Source organism: Nocardiopsis camelliae (assembly GCF_028993595.1).
Taxonomy (GTDB): Bacteria; Actinomycetota; Actinomycetes; order Streptosporangiales; family Streptosporangiaceae; genus Nocardiopsis; species Nocardiopsis dassonvillei.
Genome location: NZ_CP118614.1, coordinates 920,193 through 936,643 on the forward strand (window position 1 = coordinate 920,193; position 16,451 = coordinate 936,643).

Annotated in this window: 15 protein-coding genes; 8 read left to right on the top strand and 7 right to left on the bottom strand. The window is 73.1% G+C overall.

Features of this window, described 5'->3' with window-relative positions:
• Positions 1–19: 19 nt before the first annotated feature.
• Complete coding sequence (locus PV789_RS04360) at positions 20–259, bottom strand: hypothetical protein (RefSeq protein WP_274976244.1); 240 nt, start codon at positions 257–259, stop codon at positions 20–22.
• 308 nt (positions 260–567) lie between these two features.
• Between PV789_RS04360 and PV789_RS04365 the strand changes: the two genes are divergently transcribed.
• Positions 568–1,293 (top strand): GntR family transcriptional regulator, encoded by a 726-nt coding sequence (locus tag PV789_RS04365; RefSeq protein WP_212641496.1) that lies wholly within the window; start codon positions 568–570, stop codon positions 1,291–1,293.
• Positions 1,294–1,301: 8 nt separating this feature from the next.
• Positions 1,302–2,114, top strand: a complete 813-nt coding sequence (locus PV789_RS04370; RefSeq protein WP_274976245.1) for a GntR family transcriptional regulator — start codon at positions 1,302–1,304, stop codon at positions 2,112–2,114.
• A 73-nt stretch (positions 2,115–2,187) separates the two neighbouring features.
• Here PV789_RS04370 and PV789_RS04375 read toward each other — a convergent pair whose 3' ends face one another.
• Both PV789_RS04375 and PV789_RS04380 read right to left on the bottom strand, forming a co-directional pair.
• The gene (locus PV789_RS04375; RefSeq protein ID WP_274976246.1) at positions 2,188–3,390 is read right to left on the bottom strand and encodes a VWA domain-containing protein; all 1,203 of its coding nucleotides are present in this window, start codon (positions 3,388–3,390) and stop codon (positions 2,188–2,190) included.
• Between the two features lie 265 nt (positions 3,391–3,655).
• Positions 3,656–5,089 carry a sigma 54-interacting transcriptional regulator gene (locus PV789_RS04380; protein ID WP_274976247.1) on the bottom strand — a complete coding sequence of 478 codons (1,434 nt, stop codon included), beginning with the start codon at positions 5,087–5,089 and terminating at the stop codon, positions 3,656–3,658.
• A 242-nt stretch (positions 5,090–5,331) separates the two neighbouring features.
• On the opposite strand from PV789_RS04380, the gene PV789_RS04385 reads away from it, so the two are divergent.
• Together PV789_RS04385 and PV789_RS04390 are read left to right on the top strand one after the other, a co-directional pair.
• Entirely contained in the window at positions 5,332–6,483 is a 1,152-nt protein-coding gene (locus tag PV789_RS04385) for an FIST signal transduction protein (RefSeq protein ID WP_274976248.1), read from the top strand.
• Positions 6,484–6,716: 233 nt separating this feature from the next.
• On the top strand, positions 6,717–8,180 hold the full coding sequence (locus PV789_RS04390) for a DUF8814 domain-containing protein (protein ID WP_274976249.1): 1,464 nt from the start codon (positions 6,717–6,719) through the stop codon (positions 8,178–8,180).
• Positions 8,181–8,359: 179 nt separating this feature from the next.
• Here the strand turns inward: PV789_RS04390 and PV789_RS04395 are convergent, their stop codons facing one another.
• From PV789_RS04395 to PV789_RS04405, 3 genes are all read right to left on the bottom strand, one after another.
• Positions 8,360–8,806, bottom strand: a complete 447-nt coding sequence (locus PV789_RS04395) for an RDD family protein (RefSeq protein WP_274976250.1) — start codon at positions 8,804–8,806, stop codon at positions 8,360–8,362.
• 410 nt (positions 8,807–9,216) lie between these two features.
• Positions 9,217–9,717 carry a transcription elongation factor GreA gene (greA, locus tag PV789_RS04400; protein ID WP_013151152.1) on the bottom strand — a complete coding sequence of 167 codons (501 nt, stop codon included), beginning with the start codon at positions 9,715–9,717 and terminating at the stop codon, positions 9,217–9,219.
• Between the two features lie 137 nt (positions 9,718–9,854).
• The gene (locus PV789_RS04405; protein ID WP_047867853.1) at positions 9,855–10,307 is read right to left on the bottom strand and encodes a DUF4307 domain-containing protein; all 453 of its coding nucleotides are present in this window, start codon (positions 10,305–10,307) and stop codon (positions 9,855–9,857) included.
• 155 nt (positions 10,308–10,462) lie between these two features.
• Here PV789_RS04405 and mca point away from each other — a divergent pair, with 155 nt between their 5' ends.
• From mca to PV789_RS04420, 3 genes are all read left to right on the top strand, one after another.
• The gene (mca, locus tag PV789_RS04410) at positions 10,463–11,341 is read left to right on the top strand and encodes a mycothiol conjugate amidase Mca (protein ID WP_212641489.1); all 879 of its coding nucleotides are present in this window, start codon (positions 10,463–10,465) and stop codon (positions 11,339–11,341) included.
• A 5-nt stretch (positions 11,342–11,346) separates the two neighbouring features.
• Positions 11,347–11,607, top strand: coding sequence for a hypothetical protein (locus PV789_RS04415; RefSeq protein WP_274976251.1), 261 nt, complete (start codon positions 11,347–11,349; stop codon positions 11,605–11,607).
• A gap of 259 nt (positions 11,608–11,866) precedes the next feature.
• The gene (locus tag PV789_RS04420; RefSeq protein ID WP_274976252.1) at positions 11,867–13,900 is read left to right on the top strand and encodes a thioredoxin domain-containing protein; all 2,034 of its coding nucleotides are present in this window, start codon (positions 11,867–11,869) and stop codon (positions 13,898–13,900) included.
• Positions 13,901–14,091: 191 nt separating this feature from the next.
• On the opposite strand, the gene PV789_RS04425 is transcribed toward PV789_RS04420, so the two are convergent.
• Positions 14,092–15,462 carry a serine/threonine-protein kinase gene (locus PV789_RS04425; RefSeq protein ID WP_274976253.1) on the bottom strand — a complete coding sequence of 457 codons (1,371 nt, stop codon included), beginning with the start codon at positions 15,460–15,462 and terminating at the stop codon, positions 14,092–14,094.
• Positions 15,463–15,770: 308 nt separating this feature from the next.
• Between PV789_RS04425 and PV789_RS04430 the strand changes: the two genes are divergently transcribed.
• The gene (locus PV789_RS04430; protein WP_212641485.1) at positions 15,771–16,382 is read left to right on the top strand and encodes an RNA polymerase sigma factor; all 612 of its coding nucleotides are present in this window, start codon (positions 15,771–15,773) and stop codon (positions 16,380–16,382) included.
• Positions 16,383–16,451 lie beyond the last annotated feature (69 nt).

Sequence of the window (16,451 nt, forward strand, 5' to 3'; positions counted from 1 at the left end):
TCGTCCCGGCGTTTCCGGCTCAGACCGCGGTGGGCGTGTGGTCGGCGGAGGGGGCGGCAGGCTGCTCCCCGTCGCGGAAGCGCAGCCCCACCACGAGGCTCCCGGTGCGGGAGAGGGAGGTGCCTTCGCCGTCCTCGCGCAGGGAGCGGTAGGTGCCCCGGCGGTCCTGTCGGCGGATGCCGATGGAGACGGCGAGGAAGAACCCCGCGGCCAGGCCCAGGAGTACGACTCCGACGAGGGCGATAACGATGGGGATCATGGTGTTCTCCTCGGGGGAAGTGCCTATCTGTGTCCTGCGTGCCCTCCTCCGGAGAGGGGGGACGCCGAGCGGTGTATCACCGTGGTGTTTCCTTTGCGGTGGCGCGGGGGTCAGGCGCCTGGAGCGAAGGGGCGGGGGACCGGCGGTTCTCGTTCTCGGGCGCGTCCTTCCGGCGCCGTCGTGTACTTAGGGTGGCCTTCACTTAAGATGGGCCCATGCTGACCGGGTGGACCTGATTTCCTGGTGACCCGATTATCTTGTTGGTACAAGCTAGGTTGTTGGTCTCATACCCAGGCGAGGATTGATATATGCGGGCCGAAAGCAGATATCGACAGATCGCCCGGACCCTGCGGCGCGAGATCCAGGAGGGCTCCCTGCCCAGGGGAGCACAGCTGCCGTCGGAGAAGCAGTTGGAGGAGCGCTTCGAGGCGTCCCGCAACACGATCCGGCTGGCCCTGGGAATGCTGCGCAACCAGGGACTGATCGTCAGCCGTCCCGGACGCGGGCACTACGTCCAGGACGTGGTCCCCGAGACCTTCCACGCCAACCGCGGCGGCCCCGAGGGCCTCAACGAGTCCGGCATGACCGGACAGGTCCTGGAGGAGCTCCAGCTCCTCAGCGCCACCCCCGACATCGCCAGCCGCCTGCGCGTCCCCGAGGGCGACATGACGGTCGTCCGCCGGATGTACCGGTTCTCCGGAGAGGTCTCGGCCTCCGTCAGCACCGCCTACTACCCCATGGACCTCGTCGAGGGCACCCCGCTCATGCTGCCCGAGGACGTGGAGAGCGCCCTGTCGGTGCTGGCCGAGTACGGACAGCGCCAGGCCGGGTTCGTCGACGAGCTGGAGACGCGCATGCCCAGCCCGCAGGAGGCGGGCCAGCTCGAACTCCCGCCCGGGGTCCCGGTGCTGACCGTCCACCGGACCGACCTGTCCGAGGAACGCCCCATCCGGCTCGTGCACACCGTCTACGCGGGCCACAGCATCCGATACCAGTACGAACACGGCAACATGAACGCCTACCACCGGGACTGAGCACACGCATGAGCACGTCGAGGAAGACGGTCGTCGCCGACCACCTGCGCGAGGCGCTGGCCAGGGGCGACTACAAGCCGGGTGAGCGGCTGCCGGGGGAGGAGGAGCTCGCCGAGCAGCTCGACGTCTCCCGCGCCACCGCCCGCCTGGGCATGCGCATCCTCCAGGACGAGGGGCGCGTCGCCATCCGGCCCGGACGCGGGGCCTTCGTCGCCGACCACCGGCCCATCGTCCACCTGGCCGCCCCCGTCACGGGAGGCGGCGACTCCGAGCGCTTCGAGGCGGGATACCAGCCCCACCTGCGCGAGGCCGGATACGACCAGGTCCAAGAGAAGATCAAGGTCAGCCTGGACACCATGCGCCCCAAGGTGGCCAAGCGGCTGCGCGGCGAGGGGCCCGGGGGCGGTACGCGTGGGGACCTGGTGGTCATCCGCGCCTCCGACCGGTTCGTCGACGGCGGCCTGTGGCAGTCCCAGGTCACCTACTTCCCGTACGGCATCGCCAGCAACACCCCGCTCATGTCCCCCGAACGCCTGGAGGAGGGCGTCACCGCCGTCCTGCGGACGCTGGGGTACCGGGAGGAGTGGAACTGGGACATCGTCGGCGCCCGGATGCCCTCCCAGGACGAGGCGGACTCCTTCGGACTGGGGCCGGGCATCCCGCTGCTGGTGCAGGAGCGGGTGGTCTACGAGGGCATGCGCCCGCTGCGGTTCACCGAGACGGTCATGCCCGCCAACCGGCACCAGCTGCTCTACTCCGGCGGAAGCGCCCCCGAGGAACTGCTCGTGCTGGCCTCCGACGTCAGCATCTTCGAACGCTGATTCGCCGAGCCGCCGACCTCTTGGGTCGTTGGTCCGCTGCCCGCCGGGGCCGTTGGTCGGCGGTCCGCCCGGCTCAGCGCAGGTAGCGGTCCATCACCAGCGGCCCCAGCTCCTCGGCACCGGCGTGCACCACCCGCGTCCCGCGCCGCCGCTCCACCAGCTCCTGGAAGGCGCGCAGCCGCGGGTCGTCCGCCAGCAGGAAGAAGGTCACCTCGGCGCCCTCGCGCAGGACGGCGTCCAGCTCGGCGAAGGTCAGCTCCACCGTGCGTGGGGCCGGAGGCCAGGAGAACCGGGCGTCGCCGTCCTCGCCCAGGTGCGCGGTGGGCTCGCCGTCGGTGACCACCAGCACCTGCGGGCGCAGGCCGCCGTGGCGCCGCAGGTGGGCGCGGGCCAGCCGCAGCGCGTGGTGCAGGTTCGTTCCGGGGACGCGGCGCCAGTCGTGCGCGACCAGTGAGGCGGGGGTCAGCTCCCGCGCCCGCTCACCGAAGCCGACCAGGTGCAGCCGGTCCTGCGGGCGGCGCGTGGACACCAGGGTGTGCAGGGCCAGCGCTGTCCGGGTGGCGGCCTCGTGCAGGGACCGGGTCACCATCGAGTGGGACAGGTCCACCAGCAGGGACACGGCCGCGGCCTCCGACGGCTCCGCCCCGGCCACCCGCACGTCCTCGGCCCGCAGCGCCACACCGCGCTCTCCGGGGCGGGCCCGGCGCAGGGCCGCCTCGCGCACGGTCGCGACCGCGTCCAGCGGCCGGTCGCCGTCCACGTCGCGGGGCAGGGAAAGGCCCGTGGGCTCCCCGCCGGGCGCGGTGCCGCCCCGGTGTGCTCCGCCGAGGCCGCCGCGCCCGCGCCGGGAGGTCTCGGCCTCGCGCAGCGCCACCTCGCCCAGGCGGCGCAGCTCGCGCGGGCTCAGGCCGTGGTCGGCCCCGTCCAGGCGGGCCAGGATTCGACCGGCTTCTCGGCCCAGCAGGCCCGGCAGACGGCCCAGGGTGACGGCGTCCGCCGCGCCGAGGGCCGCGCGGTCGCCGTCGGCGTACCGGGACAGGACGTCCTCCAGGGCGGACAGCCGCCGCCGGTCCTCCTCGGCCAGCACCCCCGGGTCCTCGCCGGTCGCGGAACCCGTTCCCGGGTCTCCCGGGTCGGTCGTGGAACCCGCCGCCTCCAGGGCCGAGGAGACCAGTACCAGCAGCTCGCGCGCCGCCGCCACGGCCTCCTCGGGCGGAGGGTCGGGTTCGGCCAGCGGATCGGGGCCGCCCATGTACTCCCGGTACCGAAACCTCACAGGCGTCCGCCTCCCTCTCGTCCCGCGCACGCGCACCGCTCGTCCCGCGCACGCGCACCGGCTACCTTCCCGATCCGGGGACCGGCAGTCCTGTGCCGGGCGAGCCGACCACCGAACGGCCGTGTCCGAGCGGGCCCCGACGCACGGCCGTGCCCGAAAACGTCCTCCTGTGCCGCTGGGGGTCGGCGAGGTCCCCGCCCTCCGGGGGGGCCGAGGACGGACCGAAGCGGAGCGGAGGTTCAGAAAAACACCGCCTGGAAACGGCCTAGAAGCGGTAGACCCCTCCGTCGGGAAGCTCGTCCTTGGACAGGCGGCGCTCCAGGTACAGGCCCTCCAGCGCGAACTCCACCACCGCGGCGGCCAGCCCCGGGGTCGGCGGGCCGTCCTCGTCCTCGGGCGCCGCGTGCCCGATCATCGTCGCGAGCCCCGGCACCGCGCCCACCCGCCGCAGCAGCTCGGCGGCGCCCACCAGGTCGCCGGTCTCCACCGTGCCACCGCCCGAGAAGCGGTCGGCGAGCTCGGACAGGTCCGCCGTCCCCAGTCGTTCGCGGAACACCTCCGCCACCGCCCGGCGCAGCAGCGCGTGCAGGATCTCCGCCTCGCGGCCCTCGCAGCCCATCTCGAACTCGACCTTGCCGAGCAGCGGCTCCACCGCGGCGGGCAGGTCGCACACCCGGGCCACCGGGACCTCCTCGCCGCTCAGGGCCGCCCGGCGCAGCGCCGACGCCGCCACCGTCTCGGCCGCGGACACCGAGAAGCGCACCGACACCCCGGAACGGGCGTCCACCTTCTTGGAGGCGCGCACCAGTCGGGTGAAGCGGGCCACGGCCTCCAGCAGGTGCGAGGGCACCGTCGTGCCCTCGGGCAGGGCCGCCTCCTGGCGGACGAGCGCCAGTTCGTCGGCCAGGGTCAGCGGGTAGTGGGTGCGCACCTGCGCGCCGAAGCGGTCCTTGAGCGGGGTGACGATGCGCCCCCGGCTCGTGTAGTCCTCCGGGTTCGCGCTCGCCACCAGCAGCAGGTCCAGCGGCAGCCGCAGGTTGTAGCCGCGCACCTGGATGTCGCGCTCCTCCAGCACGTTGAACAGCGCCACCTGGGCCCGCGCGGGCAGGTCGGGCAGCTCGTTGACGCAGAACACGCCCCGGTTGGCCCGCGGCACCAGGCCGTAGTGGATGGTCTCGGGATCGCCCAGGGAGCGCCCCTGCGCCAGGCGCGCCGGGTCCACGTCGCCGACCAGCTCGCCCACGCCGGTGTCGGGCGTGCCCAGCTTCTCGCCGTAGCGCTCCGAGCGGTGCCGCCACACGACCGGCAGCCCGTCGCCCTCCCGCGCCGAACGGCGCACGCAGGCCGGGCAGACCGGCGCGTAGGGGTGGTCGTTGACCGGGCACCCGGCCACCGCCGGGGACCACTCGTCCAGCAGGGTCGCCAGGGTCCGGATCAGCCGGGTCTTGCCCTGGCCGCGCTCGCCCAGCAGGACGATGTCGTGTCCGGCCAGCAGGGCCCGCTCCACCTGCGGCAGCACGGTGGTGTCGAACCCGTGCACCCCGGGGAAGCGGGGTTGTCCCGAGCCCATCCGCCGCAGCAGGTTCTCCCGCACCTCGGCGGCGACCGGCCGGTGGACGTGCCCGGATTCGCGCAGGTCCGCGCGGGTGCGCGGTAGCGGGGGCGGGGTGGGGGAGGGGGGTTCGGGGAGGGTGCTCACCCCACGAACTTATCCACAGCCGTCAAGGAGCGTCTGGTTTCCGGGATTGGCGTGCTGTTTCCTGGATACAAGGGGGCCCAGGGGCTCCGGCCGCACCGTGCTGCCCGCACGCCGCACCGCTGCCGGAGTCCGTGTCCGTTCACCGGAAAACCTCCTGTTCGACGCCGAGGTGGAAGAATGGGACGTGACGGTGGAGTCCTGCGTCCGGCCGCGACGGCCGGCGAAACCGGGGGTGGCAGCTGGTGGCACGGTTCGGCGATGCACTGACGACGGGGGCGGACCTCGTGAACGCGGCCGAGCGCGCCGTACTGAGCGCCCTGGAACAGGTGGACGGCCCTACCGACCTGGTGTGCTTCTTCGTCTGCGGCGCCGACCCCGAGGAGGTCACCCTCGCGGGCAAGCGCGTCATGGAGTTGGCGGGTGACGCGGCCACCCTCGGGTGCAGTTCCACCGGGGTCATCGGCGGCGGCCGCAGCGTCGAGGGCCAGGGCTCGGTCAGCGTGTGGTGCGCCGGTCTGCCCGGCGTGGAGATCACCCCGTTCCGGCTGGACACCGTGGTCGAGGACGACCACCTGGCCGTCATCGGCATGCAGGAGCCCGGCCCCCGCGACAGCGTGGCCATCCTGCTCACCAATCCCTACGAGTTCCCCACCCAGGCCTTCGTCCGCGAGTCCACCGAGGCCCTCGGCGGCCTGCCCCTCGTCGGCGGCATGGCCGACGGCATGCGCGGCGAGGAGTCGGTGCGGCTCTTCTGCGACGGCGAGGTGGCCGAGCACGGCGCCATCGGCGTCCTCGTCGGCGGCGAGAACGTCCTCGGCACCGTCGTGAGCCAGGGCTGCCGCCCCATCGGCTCGCCCATGACCGTCACCAAGGCCGAGGGCAACCTCCTGCTCGAACTCGCGGGCACCAACGCCTACGAGAAGCTGGAGGAGCTGGTCGAGTCCCTCTCCGAGGAGGACCGTGAACTCGCCGAGCACGGCCTGCACATCGGCATCGCCATGGACGAGTACGTGGACCGCCACGAGCAGGGCGACTTCCTCATCCGCACCCTGGCCGGAGCCGACCCCGAACTGGGCGCCCTCACCGTCGACGACATGGTCGAGGTCGGCCAGACCGTCCGCTTCCAGGTCCGCGACGCCGGTACCGCGGACGAGGACCTGGCCCGCCGCCTCAGCGACTTCGGCGCCGAGCACCCCGTCGGCGCCGGTCTGCTCTTCTCCTGCAACGGCCGCGGATCCTCCCTCTTCCCGCAGTCCGACCACGACGTCCTGGCCGTCCACCGCGTCCTCGGCGTCGACGCCGTCGCCGGGTTCTTCGCCGCGGGCGAGATCGGCCCGGTCGGCGGGGTCAACCACGTGCACGGGTTCACCGCCTGCCTGCTGGCCTTCGCCTAGAACGCCTGCTCCCCCGCACCGGCCGTGCGGCCGGTGCGGGGGAGCAGGGGCCGTGTCCGCCGCCACCGGGAGCCGGGCCGCGCCCGGTCCCGGCACAGGCTCCACCGTGTTCCCGAGTCGGACTTTTACCGCTATGAGACCGACACCCGACACGAGCTGCTTGAGTGCTTTCGCGACGGATTGCTTACTGGGAGTGTCCATCTCGGTAACTCCACGTGTTTGGCAGGGCGGAAATGTCCCACACGAGGCGCGAGCGCGCCAGAAGCACCGCGAAGACCCTGGCGTCCCTGGCCGCCCTCGTGCTCCTCGCGCCCCTGCCCCCGGCCCCGGCGTTCGCGGAGGAGGGCTGGCTGCGCCAGGAACCGGGCTCCGCCGACCGGATCGGCCTGGTCCTGGAGTCCGGAGCGCTGCGCCTGGACGGCGACGCGGGCTACGCGGACGGGATCGTGGCCCGGTGGGAGCCGGAGCCCCGGCACGGCGGCCTGGCGGTCTTCCCGCCGCAGCCGCTGGAGGCCCCGGCTGACACCGTGGACGTGCGGGTGCGAACGGAGGGCGACCCCGGGGAGGTGGACACCGAGCTGCGCGGCGGTCGGGCCGACGGGGCGTGGACCGAGTGGCACCCCGTCGGGGACGGGCGGGTGACGCTGCCGCACGAGGTCGCGCGCGTGCAGCTGCGGGTGCGGGTCAGCGGGGAGGGGACCGGCCTCACGGGCCTGCGGATCCGCCCGCTGGAGGAGGACGGGGAGCCGCCCCAGGAGGGCGGTACCGGGGAGCCCGACGACGGGCAGGGCGGCAACGCGACCGCGCCGACTGCTCCGGCCGCCCCCACTGGCCCCTCGGAACCGGTGGAACCGGGAAGCTCCGGCGCTCCCCCCGGCCCCTCCGCACCGGGAGGCCCCGAACCCCCCACCGACCCCTCGGGTCCCGACGACTCCGGCGACCACGAAGACCGCGCCGAGCCGTTCTCAGCCACCCTCTTCGCCACCCGTATCGGCCTGGTCGGCAACACCACCGCCAACGGCCACCGGATCCGCGAGAACGACCACTTCGCCGCCCTGCCCTCGCGCCGGGGCCTGGCGGTCCGGGGCGGCGGCGAGTACACCGTGCGGGTGTGCACCACCGGCGCCCTGGGCCCCGAGGGGCGGGGCGACACCGAGGACCACCGGTCGCGCTGCGCCTACCTGCCGGTGTGGGACGTGGGGCCCTGGAACACCAGGGACGACCACTGGAACGCCGAACGCGAGACCTGGCCCGACCTGGAGCGGGGGCGCCCGCAGGCGCAGGCGGCCTACACGCTGGGGCACAACGGCGGTCTCGACGGGTTCGGGCGGCGGGTGCGCAACCCGGCGGGCATCGACCTGGCCGACGGCGCGTTCCGGCAGGGGCTGGAGCTGCCCACCAACGGGTGGGTGCGGGTCGACTACCTGTGGACCGGCGAGTACCGCAGGCGCGCGCTGATCACCGCGGCCGACCAGCGGCACCCCGTGGTCGTGCGCGGGGGTCCGGGGCTGGAGTACGAGCCGGTGGGCCTGGCCGCGCACAGCGCCAACGTCGACGTGGCCTGTCAGGCCGTCGGCGACGCGATGGCGGGGACGTTCGGGACGAGTCGCGCCTGGTACCGGATCGGGGAGGGCGACTACGTCCCGGCCGTGTTCGCCGACGGCGGGGCGGGCGCCCCGGCCTGTGCGGAGCCGTGAGGCGGGCGCGTGCTCCGGGCCGGCGCGGAGCCGTGGGACGGCGCGTCGGCGGTGTGCGGGCAGCACGGAGCGGACGGGGTGGGGACCCCCCTTTACCACGCTAGGCCCCGGCTGGCCCGCGCCGACAGGGGGAGTTCCCGCCTGTGGACAACCCTGCGGCGCACCCGGCGGCGGGCGTCTCAGGTGCGGATGACCACGGTTCCGGCGACCCGGTCGTGCAGGGCCCGCTTCTCGCCGCCGAGCGCCGCCATGGACTCGGCCAGCGTGAAGATGTGGCCCACGACCGGCAGGGACTGCGGGAAGCCGAAGAACGCGGAGCGGCCCATCGCCTGCCCCTGGCCGAGCCCGCCGCCGTCGGCGGCGTCGACCACCTTGATTCCCACCATCATCTTGCCGAGCGTGCGCCCCCAGGTGACCAGGTACAGCCAGTCGTAGAAGAACAGCAGCAGACCCCACCCGAACACGAACAGCAGCGCCCACAGGGTGCCCTCGGCGTCGGTGGTCTGGTCGCTGCCGGTCAGGATCACCGTCACGAAGGCCATCAGGATGAAGAACGCGACCGCGGCGATCACCACGAGGACGTAGTCGATGGCGCGGGCGGCCAGGCGGCGGCCGAACGTGGCCATCTCCGGCGCCGGGAACGGGCCCGGCACCGGACCCGGGAACGCGCCCTGCCCCGGCAGGCCCTGAACGGGCAGGCCCTGCCCCGGCAGGCCCCATCCGGCGCCTGGAGGGGGCGCGCCCTGGCCGGGCACGGGGCCGCCGGGACCCCACCCCCCGTTCGGGGGCGGGTAAGCGCCGGGACGGGGTTCCTGGGGGTTCCAGTGGGGCGAGGACATGTCGGCAGGGAATCCCTCGGTTGGTCGGACCGGCGGCCGGGGAAGCCGCCGCGGGAGTGTGCTTCGAGACTACGACGCGGGGAACCCTCCGGAGGATCCCCCGCCGCACACGCGAAGGGGCGCCCCCGGCCGGGGGCGCCCCTTCGCGTGTGCGGCGGGGGCGGTAGGACACCGCCCCCGTGATCGCCGAACCGCCGCTACATGCCGGTGTAGGGCACGGCGTCGATGATCTCGACGCCCAGGCTCTTGCCGTTGGGCAGCGTGTAGCTGACGTTCTCCCCCACGCGCTTGCCGTTGATGGCGGAGCCCAGCGGTGACCTGGGCGAGTACACGTCGATGGGGGAGCCGCTCTCCTCGCGGGAGGCGAGCAGGAAGGTGACCTCGTCGTCGTCCCCGTCGAACTTGACGGTGACGGTCATGCCGGGGCCGACCACGCCCTCGGTGTGGGGCGCCTCGCCGACCCGCGCGGTGCGCAGGATCTCGGTGAGCTGGAGGATGCGGGCCTCCATCTTGCCCTGCTCCTCCTTGGCGGCGTGGTAGCCGCCGTTCTCCTTGAGGTCGCCCTCTTCCCGGGCCGCCTCGATCTTCTCCGCGATCTCGATGCGCCCACTCCCCGACAGGTGGTCCAGCTCGGACTTGAGCCGGTCGTACGCCTCCTGGGTGAGCCAGGTGACGTTGTCATCGCGGGTCTGGGTCACGGGAACTCCTTGTGTACTAGTAGCAAAGGCCACCAGGCGGCCAGAGCTGAACTTACGAGAATATCACCGTGCGTCGTGACACACGGGTTCCCGCGGTTCGGCGGTGCCTCCGGAGCCGGGCTAAGGGGCTCGGTGGATCAGTCCTGCGAACCTTGTTCCCTGCACGAGGCCACTTCTACCGTGGCGGCCTGACGAACCGTCTCAACGGTCGTGGTGACCATCCGGTTCCCGGCCTCGGCCTCGGAACGCGTCTGGCCCACCTCGACGAGCTGTTCGTCCAGCGCCACGATCAGGCACTCGGCGCCGCTCCTGCTGTTCACCTCGTAACTGATGGTGGCCTCCTCGGGCGTGGGCGCCGAGAAGGTGATGACCTGGTGGTACACGCCGCCGCCCAGACCGCTGAAGTTCATCACGGAGTAGCCCCAGCCGACCGCGCACGTCACCGCGAAGAGGGTGGCGATGACGAAGAAGACCGGTCCGTTCCCGTGGCGCTTGCGCAGCGCGGGAGCGGTACTGGCCGAGGAGTCGGCCGCTGTGTCGGCCGTGGCTTCGGCGCTCTTCACGGCGTCTTCCTCCGGGGTCGGCTGCATCGGGAATCTCCGAACAAGGGGACGGTGTTGTCTAAGATATCCCCGACCTGACAGCCTCCCCACGCGCCCCGCGCGGAAGTCGTCCGAGCCTGTGTACCGGGGGAGCCGGACGGCCGCGCCCCCGCGTCCGTCCACCGAGTCAAGGAGACCCTTCGTTGTCCGAGCGCCTGCGGCTCATGGCCGTTCATGCCCACCCCGATGACGAGTCCAGCAAGGGCGCGGCCACCATGGCCCGCTACGTGGAGGAGGGCGTCGACGTGCTCGTTGTCACCATGACCGGTGGCGAGCGCGGCGACATCCTCAACCCCGCGATGGAGCGTCCCGACATCCGCGAGAACATCGCACAGGTGCGCCGAGAGGAGATGGAGCGGGCCAGGGAGATCCTCGGCGTCCAGCAGGAGTTCGCCGGTTTCGTCGACTCCGGCCTGCCCGAGGGCGACCCGCTGCCGCCCCTGCCCGAGGGCTGTTTCGCCACCCTCCCGGTGGAGGAGGGCGCCGCGCCCCTCGTGGAGTCCATCCGCAGGTTCCGGCCGCACGTCATCCTCACCTACGACGAGAACGGCGGTTACCCGCACCCCGACCACATCATGACCCACAAGGTGTCGATGCACGCCTTCGACACCGCGGGCGACCCCGACGCCTACCCGGACGCGGGCGACCCCTGGCAGCCGCTCAAGCTGTACTACTTCGTCTCCTTCCCGCCCGAGCGGTTCGAGGCCCTGGCCGACGTGCTGGCCGCGCGCGGCCTGGAGAACCCCTTCGAGGAGTGGATGAAGCGGATCGCGGACCGCGACCGCCCCCGCTGGGAGATCACCACGCGCGTGCACTGCAGCGAGTACTTCGACGTCGCCGACGAGGCGCTCAAGGCGCACGCCACCCAGGTGGACCCCAACGGGTTCTGGTTCGCCGTGCCCAACGAGGTCGTCGCGGAGGCCTGGCCGAGTGAGGACTACCACCTGGTGCGCTCGCTGGTGGACACCGAGGTCCCGGAGAAGGACCTCTTCGCGGGTGTCCGAGAAGCAGTGAGAGTATGAGTGGTATGAACACCCTTCTCACGTCCGCGACGGTGCTGGCGGGCGACTTCCAGCTCGACAGGGACACCGTGACCCCCGGCGTGCTCGGCTTCCTCGTCATCTTCGTCATCGGCGTCGGACTGTACTTCCTCATGCGCAGTCTCATGGGCAAGCTCCGCGCCCTGCCCAAGGACGACGACTTCGGCGCGAGGACCGCGGCCTCCGACGACGGCGGGTCGGCCGACGCGGCGCAGGTCCCCGCCGAGGACACCGCTCCGCGGACCTGAGGAGACGCCCCCGCCCTGCCCCAGCGGGAAGGCGTGTCCGGGCCCACCGTTCGGACCGGACGCCTCGGGGCGCTCCCGCGTCCGCCGGTCGGGCGCGCGACCTCCTCCCGGGCGGTGGCACGCGTCCCGCTCCGGCGGGTGCGCGGCATCCCACCGCCCCGGGTGGCGGAGGCCACGGACGCCCCGTCGGCCTCCGTGCCGCGGACCCCGCTCCGGCGGGTGCGCGACGCCCCGCGGCCGCGGGTGGCACAGTGGGGGCATGTCCAACCGCCTGAGCGACGCGACCAGCCCCTACCTGTTGCAGCACGCCGACAACCCCGTGGAGTGGTGGCCCTGGGGTGAGGAGGCCCTGGCCGAGGCGCGTCGGCGCGACGTGCCCCTCCTCGTCTCCGTCGGTTACGCCGCCTGCCACTGGTGCCACGTGATGGCCCACGAGTCCTTCGAGGACGAGACGACCGCGGCCCTGATGAACAGCCTCTTCGTCAACGTCAAGGTGGACCGCGAGGAGCGCCCCGACGTCGACGCCGTCTACATGGAGGCGACCCAGGCCATGACCGGCCAGGGAGGCTGGCCCATGACCGCGTTCGCCACCCCCGACGGCGCCCCGTTCTACTGCGGCACCTACTTCCCGCGCGAGCACTTCCAGCGCCTGCTGCGGGGCGTGGCCGACGCCTGGCGGGACCAGCGCTCCGAGCTGGTCGGCCAGGGCGCGCGCGTGGTGGAGGCGCTCAGCGGCCCGCGCACCCTGGCCGCCGCGCCGCCGCCCTCCGCGGACCGGCTCGACCTGGCCGTCCGCGCGCTGGTGCGCGACTACGACAGCGCCCACGGCGGTTTCGGCACCGCGCCCAAGTTCCCGCCGTCGATGCTGCTCTCCTTCCTCACCGCGCAGGACGAGCGCACCCGGCCCCTGCGGAGCGCGGACGAGTCCACGCCCGCCTGGCTCATGGCCAGCGGCACCGCCCTCGCCATGGCGCAGGGCGGCATGTACGACCAGCTCGGCGGCGGTTTCGCCCGTTACTCGGTGGACCGCGAGTGGACCGTGCCGCACTTCGAGAAGATGCTCTACGACAACGCCCTGCTGCTGCGCGCCTACGCCCGGATGGGCCGCCGCCCCTCGGGGCCGGGGGTCTCCGACGCCGCCACCCACGCCCTGCTGCGCCGGATCGCCGGGGAGACCGCCGACTGGATGCTGCGCGACCTGCGCACGCCCGAGGGCGGGTTCGCCTCCGCGCTGGACGCCGACAGCGAGGGCGAGGAGGGCACCTACTACGTGTGGACGCCCGCGCAGCTGAGGGAGGTCCTGGGCGAGGAGGACGCCGCCTTCGCCGCCGAGGTGTTCGGCGTGACCGAGGAGGGCACCTTCGAGCGCGGCGCCTCCGTGCTCCAACTGCCCGTCCCGCCCGCCGACGCCTGGCGCTACCAGCGGGTCCGCGAGGCCCTGCTGGCGGCCCGCGCCGAGCGGGTCGCCCCCGCGCGCGACGACAAGGTGGTGGCAGCCTGGAACGGCCTGGCGGTCGCCGCGCTGGCCGAGGCCGGGGTGCTGCTGGAGCGGCCCGACCTGGTGGAGGCCGCCCGTGGGACCGCGGACCTGCTGCTGCGCGTGCACCTGCGGGACGGGCGCCTGGTCCGCACCTCCAGGGACGGGCGCGCGGGCACCAGCGCCGGGGTGCTGGAGGACTACGCCGACGTCGCCGAGGGGCTGCTCGCCCTGCACGGCGTGACCGGGGAGGCGCGCTACGCGCACGAGGCCGGGCACCTGCTGGACACCGTCCTGGAGCGCTTCGGCGACGGCTCCGGCGGGTTCTACGACACCGCCGACGACGCCGAGCGCCTCTTCAACCGCCCCCAGGACCCCACCGACAACGTCACGCCGTCCGGCCGGTCAGCGGCTGCGTCCGCGCTGCTCACCTACGCCGCGCTGACCGGCTCCGAGCGCCACCGCACGGCCGCCGAGGAGGCGCTGTCCCCGGTGGCGGTGCTGGCGGAGAAGGCCGCCCGGTTCGCCGGATGGGGTCTGGCCACCGGCGAGGCCCTCCTGACCGGGCCGCGCGCCGTCGCGGTGGTGGGCGACCCCGACGACCCCGGGACCGCGGAGCTGGTGCGCGCCGCGCTGGTCTGGGCGCCGCTGGGCACCGTGCTCTCGCGCGGCGACGGCCGCGACGACGGCGGGGTGCCGCTGCTGCGCGACCGCGCGCCGGTGGGCGGGCGACCGACCGCCTACGTGTGCGAGGGCTTCGTGTGCAAGCTCCCGGTCACCTCGCCCGAGGACCTGCGGGAGCAGCTGCTGGCCTGACGGGTGCCGCCGCCAGGGTCATGGGAACTGTTTTTTGAACCGGCCCTCAGCCCGTGGGGGGTCGGTTCGGGCGTCCACGGGGTTCTGGAGGTGGCGGAAGCGGGTTCCCGTGGGGGAACCGCGCCGCAGGCGTCCGTTGAGGGCGGTGGTGGGTGGCGGGTGGGACGAAGCGGAGGTCCAAGAAACACGCCCTAACCCAGGTGCGTACCGGCGATGATCCGGTCCACCAGGTCGGGCCGGTAGCCCGGCTGGCGGATCTCCATGTACACGGTCGTGGGCTCGCCCGGCTCGTGCACGGCGGCGCTGCTCAGCGATCCGTTGCCGTGGCACTCGGGCCAGTCCCACACCGTGCCCTCCCAGGCGCCGGTGTCCAGCGGGCGCTCCTCGGGAGGGTCTCCGCACGGCTCGGCGCCGGCGATCCCGCTCAGGTCGGCGGGGCCGCTCACCACGGTCGCGTACACACCGTAGGCCGTCTCCCGGGTGGAGTCCCAGCCCTCGGCGTCGGTCGCCACCAGCAGCCCCGGTCCCGCCCCGGCCTCGGCCGCCGCGGGGAGGGCCTCCTGTGCGGTGTGGATCTCGTGGGCCCACACCGACGGCACCTCCAGGTAGATCCCCTGCGCGGCGTCGTGCACGGTGGTCAGGGACACCCCCGGCCTGCCCAGGGACCCCGAGAGGCCGGCTCCCGTCAGCACCAGCGCCCCCGCCAGGGCCGCCGCCCGGCGCCAGGGCATGCGGAACCGCTGCCACCACGGCACGGCCGCCTTGGGCAGGTCGGGCGCCATACGGATGGTTCTGACCCGGTCGGTGAAGGTTTTGGCGTCCGCCGGACGGCTTTCCCGGTCCACCGAAAGCGCCGACAGGATGAGCTCGTCGAGCGCGGGGGGCAGACCTGGCCGGATCTGGCCAGGGGCGACCTTCACCGGCGGGCGCGAGGGCGGGCGGCCGGTGATGAGCTCGTAGGCCACCGCGCCCAGCGAGTACACGTCCGACCGGACGTCCAGGTCGCCGCCGGGAATGCTCTGCTCGGGGGACATGTAGCCGGGGGTCCCGGCCGCCGCGGTGAACCCCGACGCCTCGTCGATCGACTTGGCGAACCCCAGGTCCGCCACCAGCACCCTCTGCCCCACGGGCGACGACTGGAGCAGCACGTTCGACGGCTTGATGTCGCGGTGGATCGTGCCGTGGTTGTGCAGCACCGTGATGCCCTGGCCGATCTCGGTCAGCAGCCGCAGGGCCTCGTCCAGGGGCAGTGTGCCCCGGTGGACGAGGTCGGCGACGCTGCCCTGGTCGGCGTAGGTCATCACCATGTAGGGCCGGCCGTCGGGGAGCACGTCCACGTCGTGCACCGCCACCAGCCAGGTGGAGTCGGTCTGGCGCAGGATGCGCGCCTCCTCCAGGAAGCGGTGCTGGATGTCCATCTGGTGCGCCCAGTTCTCGGCGAGTACCTTGATGGCCACCGAGTAGTTCAGCAGGTCGTCCTGCGCCAACCAGACCGTGGCGAAGGAACCCGACCCAAGGCGCCGGATGACGCGGTAGCGCCCGAAGGCCTCAGGTTGGCTCATCTCCGCCTCGGTCTGTCAGGGGTGAACACGCGGTCGTTGCCCACTAATACACCATCTGTACCTTCACATTGCCTCCCGCCGGTATGATCCCCTCTCCGGGTGGCGCCGATCCCCTCCGGCCGTGGACACTGGAGGAGGCCCGAAGGGCTCCGCGCAGTGCGCGGCGGCGAGGGCGACGATTTTTCGCGAGTGCGGATCCGGACCGGGGCCGTAGACGTCCCAGTGACGTGTGACCCTCGAACGCAAGGGCGCACCCGCGTCCGCAGCGGACGGCCGGATGTCTGCCGTCAGTCAGGGAGAGACCAGACATGCGCAGTAGTGACCACGCAGACCACGAGGAGAGCCCCGCGCCCCGGCGCCGGGTGGCGAGCAACGTCGACGAGGAGCTGGAGGACCTCGCGCGCCGGGCCAAGGCCGGGGACGCCATGGCCCTGGACGACCTGCTCCGGCGGATCCAGCCCGAGGTGCTGCGCCGCTGCGCCCGCTTCCTGCCCTACCGGCAGGACGCCGAGGAGGCGTGCCAGGACGCGCTGCTGCGCGTGGCGCGCAAGATCGACAGCTTCAAGGGCGACTCCCTGTTCACCACGTGGCTGTACACCGTGGTGTCCAACTCCGCCCGGCAGACCTACCGCTCCATGAAGCGGCGCTCGGCGGAGTTCCCCACCGAGGCCGAGCGCATGCCCCACCAGAGCGACCCCCGCACCACCAGCGTCATCGCCGGCTCCCGCATCGACCTGCTGGAGGCCCTCGACCAGCTGGAGAAGGACCGCCCCAACCTGGTGGCCCCCCTGGTCCTGCGCGACCTGTGCCAGATGGACTACAACGAGATCGCCTCCGAGCTCAACCTGGCCCTGGGCACCGTCAAGTCCCGCATCCACCAGGGGCGCAAGCACGTGCGCAAGTCCCTGGCCGTGACGTAGCCCCCTTCGGGCGAACTACGCTGGAGGAATCCCCGTCGGCACATCCTTTCCAGCGGTGTGCTGTTCCAG